General features: G+C 53.1%; 20 protein-coding genes. All 20 read right to left on the reverse strand.

Annotation, left to right across the window (positions count from 1 at the left end; genetic code table 11):
- Positions 1–56: 56 nt before the first annotated feature.
- A complete protein-coding gene (locus tag AC1RAC_RS05115; protein WP_072446727.1) occupies positions 57–1,076 on the reverse strand; it encodes an MraY family glycosyltransferase in 1,020 nt (339 codons plus the stop codon).
- On the reverse strand, positions 1,073–2,056 hold the full coding sequence (locus tag AC1RAC_RS05120) for a UDP-glucose 4-epimerase family protein (RefSeq protein ID WP_072446729.1): 984 nt from the start codon (positions 2,054–2,056) through the stop codon (positions 1,073–1,075). The genes AC1RAC_RS05115 and AC1RAC_RS05120 overlap by 4 nt, the downstream gene beginning before the upstream one ends.
- A gap of 28 nt (positions 2,057–2,084) precedes the next feature.
- Positions 2,085–3,209, reverse strand: a complete 1,125-nt coding sequence (locus AC1RAC_RS05125; RefSeq protein WP_054921858.1) for a glycosyltransferase family 4 protein — start codon at positions 3,207–3,209, stop codon at positions 2,085–2,087.
- Entirely contained in the window at positions 3,206–4,225 is a 1,020-nt protein-coding gene (galE, locus tag AC1RAC_RS05130) for a UDP-glucose 4-epimerase GalE (protein ID WP_072446731.1), read from the reverse strand. Before galE ends, AC1RAC_RS05125 begins: the two co-directional genes overlap by 4 nt.
- 104 nt (positions 4,226–4,329) lie before the next feature.
- On the reverse strand, positions 4,330–5,346 hold the full coding sequence (locus tag AC1RAC_RS05135) for an EpsG family protein (protein WP_172415457.1): 1,017 nt from the start codon (positions 5,344–5,346) through the stop codon (positions 4,330–4,332).
- 32 nt (positions 5,347–5,378) lie between these two features.
- Positions 5,379–6,302, reverse strand: a complete 924-nt coding sequence (locus tag AC1RAC_RS05140) for a glycosyltransferase family 2 protein (protein ID WP_082430495.1) — start codon at positions 6,300–6,302, stop codon at positions 5,379–5,381.
- Positions 6,259–7,446: a glycosyltransferase family 2 protein gene (locus tag AC1RAC_RS05145; protein ID WP_492616328.1), complete on the reverse strand. Its 1,188-nt coding sequence runs from the start codon at positions 7,444–7,446 to the stop codon at positions 6,259–6,261. Before AC1RAC_RS05145 ends, AC1RAC_RS05140 begins: the two co-directional genes overlap by 44 nt.
- 1 nt (position 7,447) lies before the next feature.
- Positions 7,448–8,458 (reverse strand): polysaccharide biosynthesis protein, encoded by a 1,011-nt coding sequence (locus AC1RAC_RS05150; RefSeq protein WP_197882943.1) that lies wholly within the window; start codon positions 8,456–8,458, stop codon positions 7,448–7,450.
- 11 nt (positions 8,459–8,469) lie between these two features.
- Positions 8,470–9,825 carry an oligosaccharide flippase family protein gene (locus AC1RAC_RS05155; protein ID WP_072446737.1) on the reverse strand — a complete coding sequence of 452 codons (1,356 nt, stop codon included), beginning with the start codon at positions 9,823–9,825 and terminating at the stop codon, positions 8,470–8,472.
- Positions 9,825–10,973 carry a DegT/DnrJ/EryC1/StrS family aminotransferase gene (locus AC1RAC_RS05160; protein ID WP_083544064.1) on the reverse strand — a complete coding sequence of 383 codons (1,149 nt, stop codon included), beginning with the start codon at positions 10,971–10,973 and terminating at the stop codon, positions 9,825–9,827. Before AC1RAC_RS05160 ends, AC1RAC_RS05155 begins: the two co-directional genes overlap by 1 nt.
- A 14-nt stretch (positions 10,974–10,987) precedes the next feature.
- Positions 10,988–12,028 (reverse strand): DegT/DnrJ/EryC1/StrS family aminotransferase, encoded by a 1,041-nt coding sequence (locus AC1RAC_RS05165; RefSeq protein WP_198862922.1) that lies wholly within the window; start codon positions 12,026–12,028, stop codon positions 10,988–10,990.
- Between the two features lie 67 nt (positions 12,029–12,095).
- Entirely contained in the window at positions 12,096–12,902 is an 807-nt protein-coding gene (locus AC1RAC_RS05170; protein ID WP_054921880.1) for a GNAT family N-acetyltransferase, read from the reverse strand.
- 468 nt (positions 12,903–13,370) lie between these two features.
- Positions 13,371–14,714, reverse strand: a complete 1,344-nt coding sequence (locus AC1RAC_RS05175) for a Wzz/FepE/Etk N-terminal domain-containing protein (protein ID WP_072446741.1) — start codon at positions 14,712–14,714, stop codon at positions 13,371–13,373.
- A 428-nt stretch (positions 14,715–15,142) separates the two neighbouring features.
- Positions 15,143–15,385: a LapA family protein gene (locus AC1RAC_RS05180; protein WP_054921884.1), complete on the reverse strand. Its 243-nt coding sequence runs from the start codon at positions 15,383–15,385 to the stop codon at positions 15,143–15,145.
- Positions 15,386–15,409: 24 nt separating this feature from the next.
- On the reverse strand, positions 15,410–15,706 hold the full coding sequence (ihfB, locus tag AC1RAC_RS05185) for an integration host factor subunit beta (protein WP_003189779.1): 297 nt from the start codon (positions 15,704–15,706) through the stop codon (positions 15,410–15,412).
- Between the two features lie 130 nt (positions 15,707–15,836).
- The gene (locus tag AC1RAC_RS05190) at positions 15,837–16,121 is read right to left on the reverse strand and encodes a lipoprotein (protein ID WP_034126690.1); all 285 of its coding nucleotides are present in this window, start codon (positions 16,119–16,121) and stop codon (positions 15,837–15,839) included.
- A gap of 160 nt (positions 16,122–16,281) precedes the next feature.
- Positions 16,282–17,967 (reverse strand): 30S ribosomal protein S1, encoded by a 1,686-nt coding sequence (gene rpsA / locus AC1RAC_RS05195; RefSeq protein ID WP_003189774.1) that lies wholly within the window; start codon positions 17,965–17,967, stop codon positions 16,282–16,284.
- A gap of 120 nt (positions 17,968–18,087) precedes the next feature.
- The gene (gene cmk, locus AC1RAC_RS05200; protein WP_003189772.1) at positions 18,088–18,777 is read right to left on the reverse strand and encodes a (d)CMP kinase; all 690 of its coding nucleotides are present in this window, start codon (positions 18,775–18,777) and stop codon (positions 18,088–18,090) included.
- Complete coding sequence (locus tag AC1RAC_RS05205; RefSeq protein ID WP_492616449.1) at positions 18,774–20,984, reverse strand: bifunctional prephenate dehydrogenase/3-phosphoshikimate 1-carboxyvinyltransferase; 2,211 nt, start codon at positions 20,982–20,984, stop codon at positions 18,774–18,776. The genes cmk and AC1RAC_RS05205 overlap by 4 nt, the downstream gene beginning before the upstream one ends.
- A 28-nt stretch (positions 20,985–21,012) precedes the next feature.
- The gene (gene hisC, locus AC1RAC_RS05210; protein WP_198862917.1) at positions 21,013–22,125 is read right to left on the reverse strand and encodes a histidinol-phosphate transaminase; all 1,113 of its coding nucleotides are present in this window, start codon (positions 22,123–22,125) and stop codon (positions 21,013–21,015) included.
- Between the last annotated feature and the right edge of the window lie 6 nt (positions 22,126–22,131).

Here is a 22,131-nt window from a genome sequence, read left to right on the forward strand (position 1 = left end):
AAAACAGTCGCTTGATCTTTCAAATACGCTCCATCCTATCGACAGAGCAACAAATGTTATTCGCTGGCTTCCAACGCACCCGCCCTGAACCTCCAGGCTAACAATATCAACGGCGTATACGCGATGATCAACGCGACAATGCCATCAAGCTGTTTAGTCGCGACCAAGCAAGCTAAAGGCAATAACCACAGAATGTTAATGAGGGCAACAGCTACAGTTACAGGAATATGCGATCTAAACTCGCGTGAGGCGAATTGATAGGCATGGCTGCGATGCGCCTCATATAGTTTGTCACCGCGCAGGGTACGCCGACACAGTGTGAAAGTGGCATCAACAATAAACACGCCCAGAAGAATCAACCACCCCCAGAAAAGGTCAAACGACATCCAAGCTCCCTGTATCGCCAAGACACCCAAGGATATGCCAAGGAAGCCGCTGCCAGCATCGCCCATGAAAATTCGTGCTTTGGGAAAGTTCCAATACAAGAAGCCAGCCACCGCAAAACCAAGAAGCAATGGCACCCAGGCGATGATGGGCGTCGCGCAGAGCCAGTAGAGCAAGGCTGCGCCGAAGCAGGTGGTGATGGCCTCAACACTTGCCAGGCCATCAATTCCATCCATGAAATTGTAAAGGTTGAGCATCCATACCAGGTAAAACGCAGCCAGTATGTGGGCGAACCAACCTAAATCCACCACATAGCCAAAAGCCTCAACAGGGGGTAGGCCGTGACTCCATATCAGCACCCAGACAGCAGCGGTGAAATGGCTCAATAATCGCCAGCGGGCTGGAATATGCCCATGGTCATCGAGGAAACCGACGATCGCAACCAGCAGGCCGGCGCCGAATAGCGCCATGAATGCGTCAAAAGAAAGTACATCCCCGATCCAGAGGACGGGAAGGAACGCGAGAAAGCTCAAGACGATCGCTACCCCCCCTCCCCGCGGAGTTGGGACAACATGAGAGCTACGACCATTCGGAAGATCAATGAGATTGTTGTTAAGAGCGTAGCGGCGCAGCGCTCCTGTGAGCACCAACGCCAAAATCAAAATGGCAGGAAACAACCAAAATAATGTCATTCAAATTTACTCTCGAGATAAGCGTTGGCCGTTTTTTTGAGGGACGCATCGAGAGTGACAGGAGGCAACCAACCCAATAGCTGATGATTTTTCGAAATGTCCACTTGCAGTGAACCGAAGAGTCGGGTTGCTACCCCTTTCTTGCCAACAAGCGTGGCCAAAAACATCAATAATTTTACTGGAAACGGGACCAACACCGCCTTAGTTCCAACCGAATGCGCGACCTTGCGTAAAAGCTCTGTGGTGGACACGTCATTGCCATCACTCACCAAAAAAATCTGGTTGGCTGCGGCAGGATGCACCATACAGGTTTTGATCAAGTCGACCAAATTGTCCAAAGCAACAAGGCTGCGTTTATTATTGACCGAACCCAGCGGCAACGGAATGGAAACTCCCTTCGCCAGGAACGCCATCATATTGCGGAAATTCGCCTTCACACCTGGCCCGTAAACGAGAACCGGTCTGATGATCACAATGTCCATGCCGGTACTCTTGGAAAGGGCCAACAAACCATTTTCGGCTTCCAGCTTGGAAATGCCGTACGGGTCTACCGGGCATGGAGAGTCATTTGCCGTAAAAGGCCTGCCGGGGAGCGTGAACTCGCCGTTTACCTTGATTGAGCTGATAAATACGAAGCGCCGCACCCCGGAAGCCGCAGCTTGGCGCGCCAGGTTCAACGTACCGTCCACGTTGACCTTACGAAACTCTGCCAAAGGATCTGCGCTGTTATCGTTCATCACATGCACGCGAGCAGCGGCATGAACAACTACATCAACATCCTGGGCGAGAGATTCCCAGCGGGCATCACCACCCAGATCGCCCATGGTGATGTACTCGACATCAGGGTGCTCGGCCACACCGATATTGCGAGCGCAGGCGCGTACCTGATAGCTTGCGCTACCAACCAGAGAGTCCAAAAGCGCCCGCCCCACAAAGCCGGAAACGCCCGTCAGGAGCACGACTTTCTTAGTGCCTTCCATAATCCACCAGACCTATAATACAAAAAGTTCAAACGAGATAAGTCATCAAACGCTGATTAACAACGCCAGCGTCAAATTTCTCCTGCGCCATCGCATGGCTTGCCAACCCCATTTGGACTATATCGTCTGGGTGTCTGATGAAATGGATCATCTTGTCAGAGAGTTCTTCCGCAGACCAAGGTGCAACCAAGTAACCGTTGACCCCGTCCACCACAGTGTCCCTACAACCGGGCACATTCGTAGTCAGGATCGCACGGCCAATTGCCATTGCTTCCTGAGTGCTCCGGGGGACGCCTTCACGATAATAAGACGGGAGAACAAAGACACTGGCACCGGAGACCCAGCCAACAACATCAGACACGTGCCCCGGATGCTCAATCACGCCTTCCATCTTCAGTCGCTCTAAATCGTGCGCCTTTAGTCCACCTGGATTCGACTCGTCAATCCCCCCAAGCATCACGAATCGCGCCTCGGGAAATTGTTCTTTCACAATCCGCGCCGACTCGATAAATATATGCACACCCTTTTCCGCCAAGAGTCGCCCGACAAATATGAAGCTCACGGGAGACACGGGAGGTCGGGAATAGGGGTAGTCACTCAATTTCAAGCCGATTCCGCCGAGCACTGAAATCTTATTGACCTTCAGACGATACTTATCAACCAAGTCAATCTGGTCATCTTTGTTCAAGAGGATCAATTGCTCAAGAAACGGAAACGCCATTCGATAAAGTGAAACTTGAACCCACTTTAACAGCTTGCGTTTAAACCCCATCCCCTCAGGGAGCTCCGTAAATACGTAGCCGAGGCCTTCCAACATTCCAACCCTGCGTTTGACACCTGCCAACACAGCCGCGAAAGTACCGAATATCACAGGCTTTGCAAAATATGAAAAAACCATGTCTGGCGCGATGGAGCGAAGAATTCTGGATAATTTCAGCGTCGAGGCAAGGTCATTTAACGGGTTTAATCCTGCCCTGCTAATGTGATAATCCATTGGAATGCCGCCCAACGCCCTGACGCCCTCGCGACTTGCACTGTCGTAGTCCAGAGCGAATGCGTAAACAACGTGGCCTTGCTCCGTCATCGCACGGATTAGATCAGCACGAAAGCCCAACACACAGGCAGCAGTAGTTCCTATCAAAGCAATTTTCATTTGGACTGATATCCATCCGGGTTGCTCTGTAACCATCTCCAAGTATCCCGCATCATATCCTCAAGGTCTAATTCCGCACGCCACCCTAGTTCTCTCAACGCCTTCGAGGGGTCAGACCAACATTCGGCAATATCTCCCGGCCTGCGCTCACAGATTTTCTGGGGGACTTCCACTCCTGACACTTTTTCAAATGCAGCGATCACTTGCAAGACAGAATAGCCCACGCCGGTGCCTAAGTTCCAAGCATGTAACCCAGTCTTCTCTGCTATATACCGCAATGCGCTAATGTGGCCGTTCGCCAAATCAGCAACATGAATGTAATCGCGCACGCCCGTTCCATCACACGTTGGATAATCATTACCGTAGATGGACAAATAGGGCAGCTTACCGGTTACTACTTTACTGATATACGGCAGTAAATTATTAGGCGTGCCATTCGGGTTTTCCCCAATCAGCCCGCTGGGATGAGCCCCCACCGGGTTGAAGTACCGAAGTGTCGCTATCGCCCATCGATCATCGGCGCGAACCAGGTCTTCGAGTACCTGCTCAACGATAAGCTTGGAACGACCATAGGGGCTTTTGGGCGCACCAACGGGATATTGCTCAGAGATAGGCATGACTTCTGGCTCGCCATACACTGTTGCCGACGAACTGAACACAAGCCTGAACACGCCCGCTGCCGCCATGGCAGAAAATAGTGAAAGGCTGCCCGCAACATTGGTTTGGTAGTATGCAAGGGGGTCTTTAACGCTATCCCCAACAGCTTTCAACCCAGCAAAATGGATTACGGCATCGAATTTATGCTCGCGAAAAAGCGTCGCGAGGAGTGCCTCGTCCAGAATGTCGCCGAGGACAAATAATGGCTCGCGTCCAGCTATCTGGGCAATCCGAACCAAGGAGACCTCGGAGCTATTAGCCAGGTTGTCAAGCACGACAACGTCCCAACCGACGCCCAGTAACTCGACCACCGTATGAGATGCTATGTAGCCAGCACCTCCAGTTACTAATATCTTCACAACTTCGTCTCCAACGGCCCTTCACGACCGCATGAATATAAAATGATCGAGAGCCAGATACACGCTCTGCTGCTGTTCACTAGATGCAGAATGAGGCTGCCTCTCTAATCTCCATTGGGAAAGCCGATAAAATGATAAGGCATGAACGGAGAGGGCCCAATACCCTCCTCGGCTACAAAATTCCTGTAGCCACTCGCCGCGCTCAAAACGCCCGCCATAATGAAGGCGAGTTTGATTGTTGTGTCAAATTTCAAGGCCAGACGGCTATAGGTCAAGAGAATCGCAACGGGAAAGGCGAAGGATATCAAATCCAAAAATCGCAAACCGGCATACGACACCGCTGACACCAACCAAAAAGAAATGGTGAAACCAGCGCCTAACACTATGAGTTTGGTTTTTTCCGCATTTGGAAGTTTTGAAAAGAACAACGCTGCCACGAACAGCAATAATACCCCGACCTTACTCAGGCCCGACAGCGGATTTGGAGACTCTGAATCCTGATAAGACAGCAATTTGGCGAGAAAGTAGTCACCATTCAAACTCAGTAAAAACAACAATGCACATACTACAAACGGGACAACCAAGACATTACTTGTCTTCAGCCAACGAGACCACGATGCCCAGATAAACAGCAACGACACCAGAGACGAGTAGTGAAACAACAGGGCAGATACCGCCAGCACCATTCCAGATTTATACCTAAGCTGACGCACGTTCTGCGTGGCCAGCAACAGCAACATTGCCGCCAGTCCAATTCGTAACCCGTTCATGCTGTACTGATAAACAAAGGTCGGCAAAATATAGGCGATGAGCAAAAAACGTTCGTTCTTGTCGGCACGACCCAAGTATAGAAACAACATCGCAAAAATCAGAAAGCTGAGCACCCTCACTGCGATGACGCCTGAGTCTGAAACAGACAATAACGCTTTACCCAATAATACGAAACCCGGCTCCATGCCACCCCAGACATAGTCTGCCGAAAAGCCTTCAACGATCAACTCGTAGTTGGCCGTGTCTGTGCCTACGGCACCGCGCATGACCGAAAACACCATAAATACAATCAAAGATATTGCGATAAACAGGCGCGTCCTGTTACCCGCCAACCCGGTCAGGAAAAACATGAGATACAGTATGCCCCAGCCAATTAGATATATCATCCCAGGCTTGATCCCAACTTAATCTTAAGCACTCTGCGTATATAACGCATGACCGACCACCCTTTTAGGAGACACCGACGGACAGATCCAATTCGACCCTCACGAAAAAGATGGTCATAGACATCCAGCTCCCCCTTTTCCATTGCCCACATATTACTGCTCAGTCCGGCATGCCCATAAATGGGCTTGTGGCAAAACGTCAAGGGCAACTCAAATGAATAGCCGCGAGCGCCACTACCCAGCAACTCGCACCACAGCAGGTAGTCCTCGCAGAACCTCTTATCCGTTGAAAAACGAAAAGCCACATCTTTCTTGATCATGACCGAGGGCGTTGAAAATCTATTGGATTTCAATAAAGCCGGGAAGGTAACTTGATAGAATCCTGCCTGCGAAGCGTTATAAACTTGATGCGGCATCGACTCCGAACTCAGCGTCTCACAGATCTGTCCGGTTAGCGTCACCTCTGGATTTTCCAGCATCCAGCCATACTGAAGCTCGATTTTCTGTGGGTGCCAACTATCATCGGAGTCTAGAAACGCAATATAGGGCTGCGACGCCATTTCCCATGCCGTGTTGCGAGCCGCTGCGGGTCCTGCGTTTTTTTCCAACGCGCAAACCCGCACCCAGTCCTCCGGGTACTCTGTGACCAATGACTGAAGAAAGTCTAGAGTGCCGTCCGGACTTGCGTCGTCGACCAGCAATACCTCGGCCGGTCTCAGCGTCTGGGCAAACACTGAATCAAGCGCACGCCGAATTGTTCCCTTGCAGCGATAACAAGGAATCACAACGCTCACGTTAGCAGACGTGGCGCTACGGGCGCCCTTTTCACACAGCATGTTCTGGCTCACACCTTCGTAATTATGAAGTAACAGAAGTTCACGAATTTGACTCAGGAAAATTGATCTTCGAGCCGCGCGCATCTAAGACTTCACGTAGTTTTTCGCTGCCGATCAACGTGTTGTTGAGCTGATCAAAAACCTCGACATTCTTCTCGACGTATCGTGCACGAACCCGGTTAATTATCCTTGACAAGCCCCATACAAATTCTGAACACACTGAAAATACTAACTGTGCAGTAATCTTCAGAACACCAAATTCTGCGCAAGCTGCCTTCAGGGAAGCCAATGTATATTTATACGAGCCTGGAAAGTAAACGAAACACTTCAATAACAACCTGCCAAAATTCGGATTCAGGCTCTTACCGCCTTGGGACTGAACTCTCTCGACGGCCTTAAGCAAAGAATACGACCACACCGTGGGAACCGAATAAAATTCGGGTATTCGGGCATCCCACACCAAGTTTTTGAACGGCGCAATATGAGCATTATCTCTTAACGCTCCGTAGTGCCCGCCCGTTACGCTCTTGCCTGAAGTACTTTGACCCGAGGCGCCTGGTACGATGACCGGATAATCGACCAGCACGCACGAGGTGGACTCAGTGGCGATCAGCAATGAACTGTAGATATCAGGACTGACGCCGCCAAACAGCGCGCCGTACTTCCCCTCAATCCTCTTGGCCAATGTGTTTGAAATCATACCTGCATACGCTCGCGGCATACCAAATACGCCACCGCCAAAATTATCCAGAGCGTAATTGACCGACGCTTTGACGTCGTGTCGAACCACATCACCTGTGAACGGGCTCATGTGCAGCGTGCCAAAATAAGAATCGCCACGGGTTGAATGTTTGAAATCATCCCAGTAGTACAACGCAGGAAAATTGAATTTCAGCGCATCAACATCGTGTTTTTTAGCCCAATGGGCAACATCAATTATTTCCTTCGCGACGAAATCATCATCGCCGATGAAAACTAAATAATCACCATCTGCCGACTGCAACCCAAGGTTGAAGTTATCGACCACACTGATGCCCTCAGTCGAACGAACCAACTTCAAGCGTGTTTCTGGATATAGACCTTTAAAGGCTTCTGATATTTCGTCAACCGGGCTCGAGTCACAAACCACTACTTGAACTTCTTCCGACAAACCCAATATGGATCGGATGGACGGAATCGCGTAACGCGCCCGATTATGCGTAGGGATAATGACACTCAGAATGCTCATACTATTGACCAAGGCTGTGCTGAATATAGGACAATGTCATGAGCAATTTCTTAATATCTTCGCCCTGCAGCAATTCTGTATTATGCGACGTATAGTCGTCGATTGCGTTTGCCTCGGGCTGACCTTCAATAATAAACTTATCATAGTTTAGGTCGCGGTTATCCGCTGGAATTCGATAGTAACGCCCCATGTCTTTGGCTTTGGCCATTTCTTCTCGAGACACCAGAGACTCATAGAGTTTTTCGCCGTGTCGAGTACCAATAATATTAACCGGCACGTGGCTATCAAAAAGCTCCTTCAACGCGTTCGTCAGATCACCGATGGTACTGGCCGGCGCTTTTTGCACGAAGATATCACCCTGCTCGCCATGTTCGAACGCATGCAATACCAAGTCCACGGAGTCTTCAAGACTCATGAGGAACCTGGTCATGTTCGGATCAGTCACCGTCAGAGGGACACCCGCTTTGATTTTATCCACGAACAACGGAATGACCGAGCCACGCGAGGCCATCACATTACCGTAACGGGTTGCGCACAACACTGGGCCGCCGTCGCGGACTGTCCGCGACTTTGCGATCAATACCTTCTCGCCCATCGCCTTGGAAATACCCATAGCGTTGATAGGGTAGACCGCTTTATCTGTACTCAGCAGAACAACGCGTTGTACTTTGTTATCAATCGCCGCATTGAGTACGTTCTCTGTACCGATGATATTGGTCAATACAGCTTCCATCGGGTAAAACTCACAAGACGGCACTTGCTTCAGTGCGGCAGCATGAAATACGTAATCGACCCCGGCCATTGCGCGACTGATGCTCTCGTAATTTCTCACATCGCCAATGTGAAATTTCACCTTGGGATTGTTCAGTGCAATCCGCATGTCTTCCTGCTTCTTCTCATCGCGACTGAACACGATGATCTCCTTAACCGCAGTGTCGAGAAAACGCTTCAGGACAGTATTACCGAATGAGCCTGTGCCACCGGTGATCATCAAAACCTTATTGTCAAACATACCTTCACCAATCAAACCAAGAAGAAAAACAGCAGCGCTACCACCGCTACAAACAACAGCACTGCTGAAGACACCAATAGCGCCGAAACTCTCGCGTACCCTTTTACATCCGGCAGGGTCATCGCCCTGCCCCACGAAACCATAGTCGATGACGCATGATAGGCCGAGTACACATAACAGATTGCTTTTACGTCGCCAGCGGAGGCGGCCAATATCGTCATGACCAGCGTGGCGATCGTCAATAAGCCTGACATGGTCGCCTGAAACCTGAAGTCTTTGGCATAGATTAACAGGCTATAAGGGATAAATCCGAAAGCCCCGATCGCAACACCGGGTAAAAGTATCGCGAGATAGGCTGAAATCAGCTCGTTATTGGCACCTGGCCCCACCCAAAGCGTGATGAGAGGTTCACGGAACCACCAGAGTACAAAGGTCGGTAGTGCGGTCACTACGAAGACCGAGATGGTGAACCTGATAATTATCTTACGTGCGTCACTGCTCACTCCGCTCGCTGCTGTACGCAGCATGATCGGTTGAAAATACTGGCTGACTGGCCCTGCGAGAATCGAAATCGGGGCCATGCAAAGCAAGCTGGCGAGGTAATAGGGCGCGACACTGGCAGCAGAAGTAAAAAATGAGATGATTGGTTTGTCGAGCTGCGTCACCGCGGCACCCGCCGCAGAGAAGATTACCAGGGCACCACCAGCCTTCGTGAGGTTGAATGCTTCGGAAAAAGATGGCCAATCAGCCTTCTGGACCCCGAGTGCTGTGTCCGACAGATCTTTTATCAAGATCAGTCGAGACACCCACCAATGAATAATCGTAGTTACCAGTTGGGTGTATATGAACACATCCAGAGTCGCTGAAAACACGTACATTGCAATGACAGTCAAGGCCGCTCTCAGCGACACACCTATCACCTGCAAAGCGCTACCCGATATATATTGCCTGTTGGCGATCAGCATCGAATAGTAAAGATTTTGCAGCACCAAGAACCAAAACAGCAGGACTACCGCAGCGATCGCGCCCCAACTGATGCCCAGCTCAGCAATAAACAGCTTGACGCCCACTGCAACAAAAAACAAAAACCCATAAAATCCGGCGAGACTAAGCTCCGCACTTCTAAGTAACTTGATTAAGGGGGCTTTATCTTTGCCCGATACAGAAACCTCCCTTCCCAGCAGCGTTGACATCCCCAAGTCCATCATCACCAGAAGGGCTTGAAAGGACAGAATCACCGCGATGCTGCCAAACTGGCTCGCACCGAGCATACGGCTATAAATAGGTAAAAAAACAAAAGCTACCAATAGGCTGGACGATCGCCCAGCGTACAGCATCAGCATCCTGCTAATAACGGACATATTCATCATTTTGCACAATCGGTCATAGTACCCACAGCGCCTCTCAGCGCACCCTTCAAAGACGCTGTGACCGTCAGCAGGTCATCCTCATCGAGCCACCAACCACACGGCACACCTATTATATGATGCTGAAGGAAATCGGTATTCGGCAGATATTGCGGCGCCGCGTCAAACCCACTGTAGGTGTCGTTTCTTTGATGAATACTTGAAACCATGACTCCGGACTGCTTGAGCCGGCAAATCACTTCATCTCTATTTTCAACAAAAAACAATAACACCCAATAGGCGGATTGATCACCCTCCAATACAGGCACAGGTGTCAAACCGTCTATATCTCTGGTTAACCCCAGCAACGCTTTGGCATTAGCCTGTGTAGCTGCCTGCCGGGACTGCAAGGATGTCATTTGAGCATATCCCATCGCCGCGCACATATTATTCAGCGTCATGCTCCAGCCAATTTCTGGCACATCCGAGCTGCTATTTATCTCGCCAATAGCTGATCGAAAAGTGCCGAAGTCGATACCAAAGCGCCGTAGTTTGCGGGCTCTATTCGCCATGTCAATACTTCGGCATGCCAGCGCGCCACCTTCAGTGGTATTGATCTGTCGGTTTGGATAAAACGAATAAATGGCAAAGTCACCGTAAGCGCCAACCGGTAGCGAAGCGTGCATAGCAGACAAAGCGTTATCACAGTCTTCTATCAAGACAAGATTATGCTTCTTGCATATTTCTGCTATTTCACGGGCTGGCCCAGGATAGCCAGCAACATGATATAGAATAACAGCTCTAGTCTTTGGCGTGATCTTCGATTCGAGGTCTGCAACGTCCATGGTAACCGAGCGCGGGCTAACATCCACCCAGACAGGAACCGCTTTACTCTGTGCAATTGCTGAGTTGGTGGAGAGACAGGCAAACGCCGTGGTGAGCACCTCATCCCCATCCTTTACACCAGCCAAATACAGAGCAAGATATAAAGCCGTCGTCATATCGATGGTAGAAACTACATGGGGCAAGCCGGCAATTTTTTCCAACTCGGACTCAAACTTTTCCACCCACTCTCCGCCCGCGATTCTCCCGGAACGTAAAACTTCCACAGCAGCCTGCTCCATTTCAGGAAGCATGACCGAGTTATACAGAGGGACGTTGTTGAGCATAGTCAAATCTCTAATCAGCCGCGTTTCAATGCCGTAACAATTTTCTCACGATCCTCATCCGAGACCCACCAACCGCAAGGTACATGAATCAATTTTTTATAGAAAGCGTCCAATTGTGGCATCGGCCTCACGAACTCTTTGAATACCGAATGAAAGTGATTGGGACGGTGCAACTTCGACGCCATTACGCTCTCTTCAGCCAAGATACGCTCAACATCATCCGAATCATCCGCTAGTAGCGTATAAAGCCAGTAGGCAGACTGTGCATTGGCTTCATACTTAGCTGGCTGAAGTCCAGGGATATTCTGTAATGCCTGATCCAGGTATCGGCCGTTAGCTTGATGCCGCTTCAACAGTGGCGTTATATATTCAAGTTGCTTGAGCCCGATAACGGCCGCCACGTTATGCATGTTGTATTTGTAACCCACGCGCGTTATATCGACTTCGGTGCGAGGAACGCCCTTGGCCAATCCAAACCAACGCAAGCGACGCGCCTCTGCAATTTTCGCAGCATCCTTCACCACCAAGGCACCGCCGTCCACGGTAGTCATGTGCTTGATCGCCTGAAAGGAGAAGATCGAATAATCACCAATCGTTCCAATGGACTGATTTCCATAAGACGCGCCCAGTGCATGGGCGCAATCTTCTATCAGACAAAGCCCGTGACGATCGGCTATGGATCGCAGCTCAGTCAACCGCGCAGGATATCCGGCATAATGGACAACACAAATAGCTTTTGTATTCTCTGTAATCAGGGCTTCCACAGCTGAGGGGTCAAGATTACCTGTCAGACTGTCAACGTCTGCGAAAATTGGCTTGGCACCCATTTGTAGAATCGTCGTATTCGTCGGCTCAGCCGTCATTGAGGTGGTGATGACCTCATCCCCAGGCTCGATCCCGCCAAGCAGCATAGCCAAGTGCAAGGCGGCCGTACCGCTGCTCGTGGCGACTACATTCTGGAGACCAAACAATTGCGCAAATGCCGCTTCGAATTGATAAACAAACTCGCCCTCTCCAATCATTCCGCTATAGAGCACCGCTTCCAAGGCGGGCATCAGTACCTCTTTGGGAGGCATTGCGACCTTAACAATAGGTAACATTGGAAGACTACTAGACATTCATTTAGATCCGATCAATAAGTTTAATAGGGTGCACTTTCAAGGGACGGCTTGTTAACCACTTGATCATTCGAACCGCTCCCGGCACAAGATCAACTCTGAAGCCTCTTTTAGTCAACTCCGCCACCAATGTACTCTGTGCGCAGACATTGATGACCCAAGGCTCTGCTATAACAGCCTGGATCAAACTCGCCACCTGCGAGTCCTCCCCTTGCCACTCGGCCAAGGTTACGCGATTTGCTCCGCCTAAAAGAATCAACTCAGCGCATTCGCTTTTAATCCGTTTCCCATGTAAAGCAAACGGCGGAAGACCACGTTCTCGGTCGTGCTTATCCGAGCCAGGCCAGTCGCTCGTTACGTATTCAATATTTTCAGCACACTCGCTAGGGAGATAGATCGACCCTATTGAGTCTTGCTCGTCAAAACGGAAGCCATGCCGGTCGTAGATGCCTGGTTTCTGAGTCCAGAGCACCAATGCGGATAGACCATTATGCATAGCATGGTCCATCGCAGCCGACATCAATTCAACACTCAAGCCTGCCCCCCTCCACTCCTCATGTACGCAGACTAAGCCGATCAGTCCTACCGACTCACCGGTGGGTAGCTCAATTACCCTGATAATCAGAGCGGCTATGGCAGACTCCAGGTTGGAGGGGTCTCTGATTTCAAGGCAAGTCACTTCCCGATCATTTTCCAACCAAGGAAAATGGACCTGCAAGCTAACCCCACGGCCACGAGAGGAAAAGAAAACATCCCAGAATAGCGCCCGGGCAGCCTCAGAGGCCCCAGCACGCGCGATCACATCAGACATTATGAGTGCCCGACCTTTGAGTGACGATCGGCCACTCCACAAGCGTCGCCAGCCAGATAAACTTCACAGGCACCAAATTCGACACCATTCTCGCTCCCTCAAAAACTGCTTAGAGAATTCCCCTGACCATTCTCAACGTTTAAACATCAAGAGTGATAGCAAGCGGTATCCAATTTTGAACCAACACTCAGTGTAGCGGGTGAAGAAATCAGTCAAATTTACTGATCGGGTGCCATTTGATAGAAGCTTAAACAGGAGCCGACCAAACCTGCACAGGGACGGTGCCAGGCCAGCGAGCGTAAAGCGCGCCCGAAACAGAGCAAAATGCGATGATCTCGGCCTGTCGGATTGGATACGACGCGAACGAGCGAGTTCCGAAACCAAACCAAAAAGTCGCTCTCACCCTCACAATTGCTCAGTGACTTTAATGCCTGGCATTGCTCGCCCCTCTCTACAGTGCTTACGGCACTATTTTTCTCGGCTCGCAATCGACAGTTGGGCGCCCGCAAGTGAGCTTGACGCACGCAGCCTATTCCGCGAGTTAATCCCTGAGGTTTCGAAAAGATAACGGCCCAACACTACTACCAATCCTAACAGGAGGCCAAGTGCCAGGCCTGCAAGAATGATCAGTGTCTTTTTAGGCCGAATTGGCGCCAAAGGCTCCAGTGCTCGTTTATCCACCGTCACCAGCTTGAGCCGGCTTATGTCGATACTGAGTGCGGACAGGCGGGCCTCTTCGGCCCTGAGAGACTCCACACCACCTAGAAAAATATCTTCATTATCGCGCCGGCCCAATACTTCTGCCTCGCGGTTAGCCTGCAGCAGTTGAAGCTCTTTTGCGATCTGGGCAATTCGACCATCGGTAAAATCATCAGACTTACGCTGCGCCAACGCTGAGCGCTCAGCCTCGAGAGCTTCGACACCCATGAAGTACAACGGAATCTGCTGATTATTGATTTCAGTACGCATGGTCCCAGTCGAACTGGCTCGATCCGAGTCGCCAAGCGATGAGGGCGTAGTAGGCTTGCGTATCCCAAGTGACTTGGCAATGCCGATCGCCTCCGTAAGCTGTGCGATACGATCCCCACGCAACGCCTTTAGCTGCGCACGCAAAGCCTTGAGCTCATCCTGCAATTGCGCGCGGCGCAAATTATCAGTCTCTCGCAAAGCCGCAATCTTGGCCTCTTTTCCAATTTGGTAACTGGAACGAGCAGCCTCCAACTTGCCCTTGAGCTCACTCAAGCGATTTTTAACGATTACACGCAGATCGCCAGCAATTTGGTCTCGCTCAGTGGCGATGGCGTAATCAACAAACCCGTTGATAATCGCGACACCATCAACCCCCTGCGGGTATGTCATCTCGACGCCAATAAAGGAACTGAGAGCATCTACCTTTTTTGGATCAGTGAGAATAAGACGAATGGAGTTGCGATTAAACTCTTCGAAGCTTTGCTCCAACGTTCTGCCGGGGCGCTCAAACGCCTGAAAGAGCTTTGGATTGGAACGGAAAAACCCCAACCGGGTGTCGTAGGACTCCAGAGAAGCCCCCACCCTGATGAGTGCTGCACTAGGCGGCAGTTGATAAATTTCCGAGCGATTAAGCGCGTCGAGTTCGTTGATCGCAGCAGGTCGCAGCACGCTGCTGACCTCATACTCCGGAACCACTGAATAGGCATAAAAGCCAGCCAGCAACCCAAAAACAATGGACGCGCCTAAAATTAATTTCTTATGCAGCCAGGCAGCGCGCATGAGTTGCGCAAGATCAATTTCGTCGGACGGGGGTACCGGCGGAGCGCGGAAGCTACTACTCACAACAAAAACCTGCCTTCAAAGAGAAACTGCGGGCTCGTTATGCAGACAAGATTGTGTGTGTACTTTTATTTTAGTTGGATGACCGCTAAAAACTCAGCGTCTCTGCCAAATTTTTAGCGCACAAAATGCCCGTTATCGAGAACAGATTCCATTTTGCCATCTCCCAGCCATAATACAAGTCTTGAATTCCTATAGGAACTTTCCTAAAATTCGAAAGAAAAATCGCTTTAGCCCCTCTCCCAGACACAAACATGAAAAAAATTCTAAATCAGCCCCACGCCATTCAATAAAATGGACACGCACGCCCCCTCCCTTGATTCAGCATCCCGATCAAATGCGGCGTGAAAAGCTTTGTGGAAGATATTTATCTGACAGGCGGTAAAAGCTGCAGCCTACAAAGCCGGTGAACGAGCTAGTGACAATCCACTCTAAACCCGCTCTGCCCTCATCGCCCCACCTCTTCTACCGCGGATGAAGATAGCAATCAGCGGCCCAATCAACATCCCCAAAATCAAAGCCACCACCACAAACACCGCCACCGGCATCTGCGCAGTACTCCACCCCAGGAATGACAGCGCCACGCCCTGCTGGTTCTCCAGCACAAACGCCAGAACCACCAAAGCCGCAAGCACTGCAATCAACACCGCAACAACGCGCTTAACCCCACGCATACTCTTCTCCTTCCCCAAAAACACTCAGACGCCTTCTTCCTCTTCTTCGTTCACCCGATCGCGCAATTCCTTGCCCGGTTTGAAGTGGGGAACGAATTTGCCGTCAAGGCTGACGGATTGGCCGGTTTTTGGGTTGCGGCCTACGCGCGGTGCGCGGTAGTGCAGGGAGAAGCTGCCGAAGCCGCGGATTTCGATGCGATCTCCGGTGGCCAGGCATTGGGACATTTGCTCAAGCATGGTCTTGATAGCCAGCTCCACATCCTTGGATGAGAGCAGCCCTTGATGGGTGACAATTCGTTCGATCAACTCCGACTTCGTCATATTTTTCCCTTCTTTTTCAAGCAGCTAGGAAAAGCGCTCCGAAGGTTTTAGCATGAGTTGATGAATTTGAACAGCCCATGTATCAACTTATGTGAGGCTGAATAAACACGCTCAGCGAGCGGTCAACCCCTTACTTACAGATCACCAACATGGTCCGCGTCACCGCGCCAGCAGGGTTCCAGCCGAACAGGTAGTCGCCCTCTTCGTCCTCCGCATCACTGGAGCGGGTAATGACCTTATAGCCCTGCATCTTGCACTCACGGGCGGCGCGTTTTTCGCATTTTTCCCACTTGTTACCCAAGCCAGAGCAGTCGATCTCGATGCCGCTGACGCCACGCTTGGCGTGGGTCTTGGCGCTGGTAGAGGAGCAGCCTGCAAGCGCCAGCAAAGCGAATACTACGATAATTCTGTTCATTCAAACCCTTATTGAGTCAGCAACGCGAAATAGCCGTTTTTAAAACTATAGTCAGTTCTGACATTGGGCTGAACACCTTCGTTCGGTGCAGTTGCTTCATCAAATTTCAGGCACAAAAAAGGGCGACCGAGGTCGCCCTTTTTCTACAGCTTTACAGAACTTAGTTCTGCTTAGCCATTGCCTGGCGCAGCAGTGCCGCCATGGTGGTGTCAGCAGCAGCTTCCGGAGCAGCTTCTTTCAGGCTCTGGATAGCTTCTTTCTCTTCCACTTCGTCCTTCGACTTGATGGAGAGCTGAATCACGCGGCTCTTGCGGTCAACGCTGATGATCTTGGCTTCTACTTCCTGGCCTTCTTTCAGAACGTTGCGCGCGTCTTCAACGCGGTCACGGCTGATTTCGGAGGCTTTCAGAGTCGCTTCGATATCGTCGGCCAGAACGATGATGGCGCCTTTGGCGTCAACTTCTTTCACAGTGCCTTTAACGATGGCGCCTTTGTCGTTCTCTTGAACGTACTCGGAGAACGGATCGCTTTCCAGTTGCTTAATACCCAGGGAGATGCGCTCGCGCTCTGGGTCAACCGACAGGATAACGGTGTCCAGCTCGTCGCCCTTCTTGAAACGACGAACAGCTTCTTCGCCAACTTCGTTCCAGGAGATGTCGGACAGGTGAACCAGGCCGTCGATGCCGCCGTCCAGACCAATGAAGATACCGAAATCGGTGATCGACTTGATGGTGCCGGAGATTTTATCGCCCTTGTTGAACTGGCCAGAGAAATCTTCCCATGGGTTAGATTTGCACTGCTTGATGCCCAGGGAGATACGACGACGCTCTTCGTCGATGTCCAGAACCATAACTTCCACTTCGTCGCCGACTTGTACGACTTTCGAAGGGTGGATGTTCTTGTTGGTCCAGTCCATTTCGGAAACGTGTACCAGGCCTTCCACGCCTTCTTCCAGCTCTGCGAAGCAGCCGTAGTCGGTCAGGTTGGTAACACGCGCGGTTACGCGAGTGCTTTCTGGGTAACGAGCCTTGATAGCAACCCATGGATCTTCGCCCAGCTGCTTCAAGCCCAGGGAAACGCGGTTACGCTCACGATCGTACTTCAGAACCTTGACATCGATCTCGTCGCCAACGTTGACGATTTCGGAAGGATGCTTGATACGCTTCCAAGCCATGTCGGTAATGTGCAGCAGGCCATCGACGCCACCCAGATCGACGAATGCGCCGTAATCGGTGAGGTTCTTGACGATACCTTTGACTTGTTGGCCTTCCTGCAGGGATTCCAGCAGAGCTTCACGCTCGGCGGAGTTCTCTGCTTCCAGCACGCTGCGACGGGAAACGACAACGTTGTTGCGCTTCTGGTCGAGCTTGATGACTTTGAATTCGAGTTCTTTGCCTTCCAGGTGCGTGGTGTCGCGCACTGGACGAACGTCGACCAAAGAACCTGGCAGGAACGCACGGATGCCGTTAACGTCGACAGTGAAGCCGCCTTTAACCTTACCGTTGATAACGCCCTTGACCACTTCTTCAGCTGCGAAGGCTGCTTCGAGAACAATCCAGCATTCAGCGCGCTTGGCTTTTTCACGGGACAGCTTGGTTTCACCGAAACCGTCTTCAACCGAGTCCAGAGCAACGTGAACTTCGTCACCGACATTGATAGTCAGGTCACCAGCATCGTTGTAGAACTGTTCCAGCGGGATCAGAGCTTCAGACTTCAGACCAGCGTGAACGGTTACCCAGCGAGCTTGGTAATCGATATCAACGATAACACCGGTGATGATGGAGCCTGCCTGAAGGTTCAGGGTTTTTAGGCTTTCTTCAAAGAGTTCCGCAAAGCTTTCGCTCATTTTAATTCCTGTTGATAAGGGCGAAGAATACGCCCATCTCCACACCCCAGACGGTGTGGGTCAGTTTCAGTTAAAAGAAGCCACCGCAGGACTATGACTGGTCCCCTGCGGCCTTCTTGATCACCCGGCGATATCGCGAATGGCGATTTCACTCATGATGCGTTCCAGCACCTGCTCGATGGACAGCTCCGTGGAATCCAGCTGTATGGCGTCAGCCGCCGGTTTGAGCGGGGCTACCGCACGCTGGGTATCACGCTCATCGCGTGCACGGATCTCATCTAGCAGACTCGACAGACTAACACCATCGACTTTGCCCTTCAACTGCAAGTAACGGCGGCGTGCCCGCTCCTCGGCGCTGGCGGTCAGGAAAATCTTCAGCGGCGCCTCGGGAAACACCACCGTGCCCATGTCGCGGCCATCGGCCACCAGGCCCGGCGCCTCCTGGAATGCGCGCTGGCGCTGCAGCAGCGCCTCGCGCACGGCGGGCAGCGCAGCCACTTGGGAGGCGCCCGCGCCGATACTCTCGGTGCGAATCACATCGCTGACTTCATCACCTTCCAGAATGATGCGCTGCAACTGACCCTCGGTCGCCGCAATGAACTGCACATCCAGATGGGCGGCAAGCTTCGTCAGCAATTCTTCGTTGGTCAGGTCAACACCATGGTTGTGCGCAGCAAACGCCAGCAGGCGGTACAGCGCGCCAGAATCCAGCAGGCACCAACCCAGGCGCTTGGCCAGAATGCCAGCGATTGTGCCTTTGCCCGAGCCACTAGGCCCGTCGATGGTAATCACCGGTGCTTTGATATTCACAATTGAGCCTCTTGGGCAACACGGATGCCGACTTGGGCACACAGTGTCAGAAAGTTCGGAAAAGACGTAGCAACATTGGCGCAGTCAAGGATACGAATAGGCGCCATCGCCCGCAGGGAAGCCACACTGAACGCCATGGCAATCCGGTGATCGCCATGGGCATGCACTTCACCGCCGCCCATCGGGCCACCGTCAATGATAATCCCATCAGGCGTGGGTTCACACTTCACGCCCAGGGCCAACAGACCGTCGGCCATCACCTGGATACGGTCGGACTCCTTGAGCCGCAACTCCTCGGCACCGCGCAAAACGGTGCGACCTTGAGCGCAGGCTGCGGCAATAAACAGCACAGGGAACTCATCAATCGCCAACGGCACCAGGGCCTCTGGAATTTCGACGCCCTTGAGCGCGGCGGCACGCACACGTAGATCCGCAACCGGCTCGCCGCCCACCTCGCGCTGATTTTCGAGGGCGATATCAGCCCCCATCAGCCGCAGGATATCGATTACCCCGGTGCGGGTCGGGTTGATACCGACATGCTCCAACAGCAGCTCGGAGCCCTCGGCAATCGAGGCCGCCACCAGGAAAAACGCCGAAGACGAAATATCCCCCGGCACTTCAATACGCGTAGCGGTCAACCCATGCCCCGACGCCAGCGACGCCGTCGCGCCCTGCACCGCCACCGGGTAACCAAAGCCGCGCAGCATGCGCTCGGTGTGGTCGCGGGTCGGTGCGGGCTCGGTCACCGAGGTTTTACCCTCCGCGTACAACCCCGCCAACAACAGGCAGGATTTCACCTGGGCACTGGCCATGGGCAGTACATAGCTCAAGCCTTTGAGCGACTGCCCACCACGAATGCTCAGTGGCGGACGCCCGTCCGGCCCCGTCTCGATGATCGCGCCCATTTCCCGCAGCGGCTTGGCTACGCGGTTCATCGGGCGCTTGGACAGCGAGGCATCGCCGGTCAGCACGCTGTCAAAGCTCTGCGCCGCCAATACACCGGCCAACAGGCGCATCGATGTGCCGGAATTACCCACATAGATCGGCCCCGGCGCAGCCTTCAGGCCATGCAGGCCGACACCGTGAATGGTCACGCGCCCATGGTGCGGGCCCTCGATCACCACGCCCATGTCGCGAAAGGCCTGCAAGGTCGCCAGGGCATCTTCACCCTCAAGGAAGCCCTCCACCTCGGTCACACCTTCGGCCAACGACCCCAGCATGATCGAGCGATGAGAGATCGACTTGTCACCCGGCACGCGGATGCGCCCGCTCAAGCGGCCACCCGGGCTGGCGATGAAGGTCAAGTCATCGGTGCTCACTGCGGTTTCCATGTAGGCCCGGCGCGCGAGGATCTTGCTGAAATGTTCACGCGCCACCCGCGCACGGGTGAACACGCCCAGCAGTTGATGGCCGTCTCCCGCATCCACCGCGTCGCGCAAGGCGTCGAGGTCACTGCGGAAGGTGTCCAGAGTGCGCAACACCGCTTCGCGATTGGCGAGGAAGATGTCGTGCCACATCACCGGATCGCTGCCGGCAATCCGCGTGAAATCGCGGAAGCCGCCGGCGGCGTAACGGAAAATCTCGAGGTTCTCGTTGCGCTTGGCCAGCGAATCCACCAGGCCAAATGCCAACAGATGCGGCAAGTGGCTGGTCGCTGCCAACACTTCGTCGTGACGCTCGACCTGCATATGCTCTACATCCGCGCCCAGCTCGCGCCAGAGACGATCCACCACTGCCAACGCCGTGGGATCGGTTTGCGCAAGCGGCGTCAGGATGACCTTATGCCGACGGAACAGCTGCGCATTGGATGCCTCCACCCCGCTCTGCTCGGACCCAGCGATTGGATGGCCCGGCACAAAGCGCGGCGGCATCCCACCAAACGCCAATCGTGCCGCACGCACCACGTTGCCTTTGGCGCTGCCCACATCGGTAAGAATCGCTTGCCCGAGGTCCATACCAGCCAGTACCGCCAGCAATTTCTCCATGGCAAGGATCGGCACGGCGAGCTGGATCACATCCGCGCCCTGGCACGCAACGGCCAGGTCCGCTTCACAGCGGTCCACCACGCCCAACTCCACCGCCAACTTGCGCGACTGCGGGTCGAGGTCCACGCCCACCACTTCGCCACACAGCCCGCTTTCACGCAGGCCCTTGGCGAAGGAGCCACCGATCAACCCCAGGCCGACCACCACCAGGCGACCGATCATAGGCACAGCAGGTTGCAATGCAGTGACATCAACCACGGGCCAGAACCTTGGCCAACGCCTCAAGGAAGCGGCTGTTCTCAGCCGGCAAACCGATGGTGATACGCAGATGGTTCGGCATGCCGTAGTTGGCCACCGGGCGCACGATCACGCCCTCGCGCAGCAAGCCCTGGAACACCGGCGCAGCCACCTGGCCAAGGTCGACGCAGATGAAGTTGCCCTTGGACGGAATCCAGCCCAGGCCCAGCTCACGAAAGCCTTCCTGCAATTGCAGCATGCCGCTTTCGTTGAGACGACGGCCTTCTTGCAGGTATTCGGCATCCTTCACCGCCGCACAGGCGGCCGCCAGGGCCAGGCTGTTAACGTTGAACGGCTGGCGCACGCGGTTCAGCACATCGGCTACCACGGGCGTGGACAAGCCATAACCGACCCGCAACGACGCCAGGCCATAAGCCTTGGAGAACGTACGCGACACCAGCAGGTTCGGGTAGGCCGCGAGGAAATCCAGGCCATCGGGCAGGTCGCTGCCTTCGGCGTACTCGATGTAGGCTTCGTCCAGCACGACCAGCACATGCCCCGGCACGTCCTGCAGGAATTCGTTCAGTGCCTGCTCGTCAAACCAGGTGCCGGTCGGGTTGTTCGGGTTGGCTATAAACACCACGCGAGTCTGGGCATCGATGGCCGCCAGCATCGCCGGCAAGTCATGGCCCCAGTCCTTGGCAGGAATCACGCGAGCATCCGCCCCCACCGCCTGAGTCACGATCGGGTAGACCGCAAACGCGTGCTCGCTGAACACCGCATTCAAGCCTGGCGCCAAGTAAGCACGGGCGACCAGCTCAAGGATGTCGTTGGAGCCATTGCCCAGGGTCACCTGGTTCAGCTCGACCCGGCACTTGTCCGCCAGCAAAGACTTGAGCGCAAAACCGTTGCCATCGGGATAACGGGTCAGTTCGGCCAGCTCTTCACGAATCGCCGCCAACACTTTGGGGCTCGGGCCCAGCGGGTTTTCGTTACTCGCCAGCTTGACGATTTTGGACGGGTCCAGATTCAACTCGCGGGCCAGTTCGTCCACAGGCTTGCCTGGAACGTAAGGCGAGAGTTGTTGCACGCCCGGCTGCGCCAGGGCGAGGAAGTTGCCACTCATGTCAAA

Source organism: Pseudomonas sp. GW823-FHT02F05 (assembly GCF_058797315.1).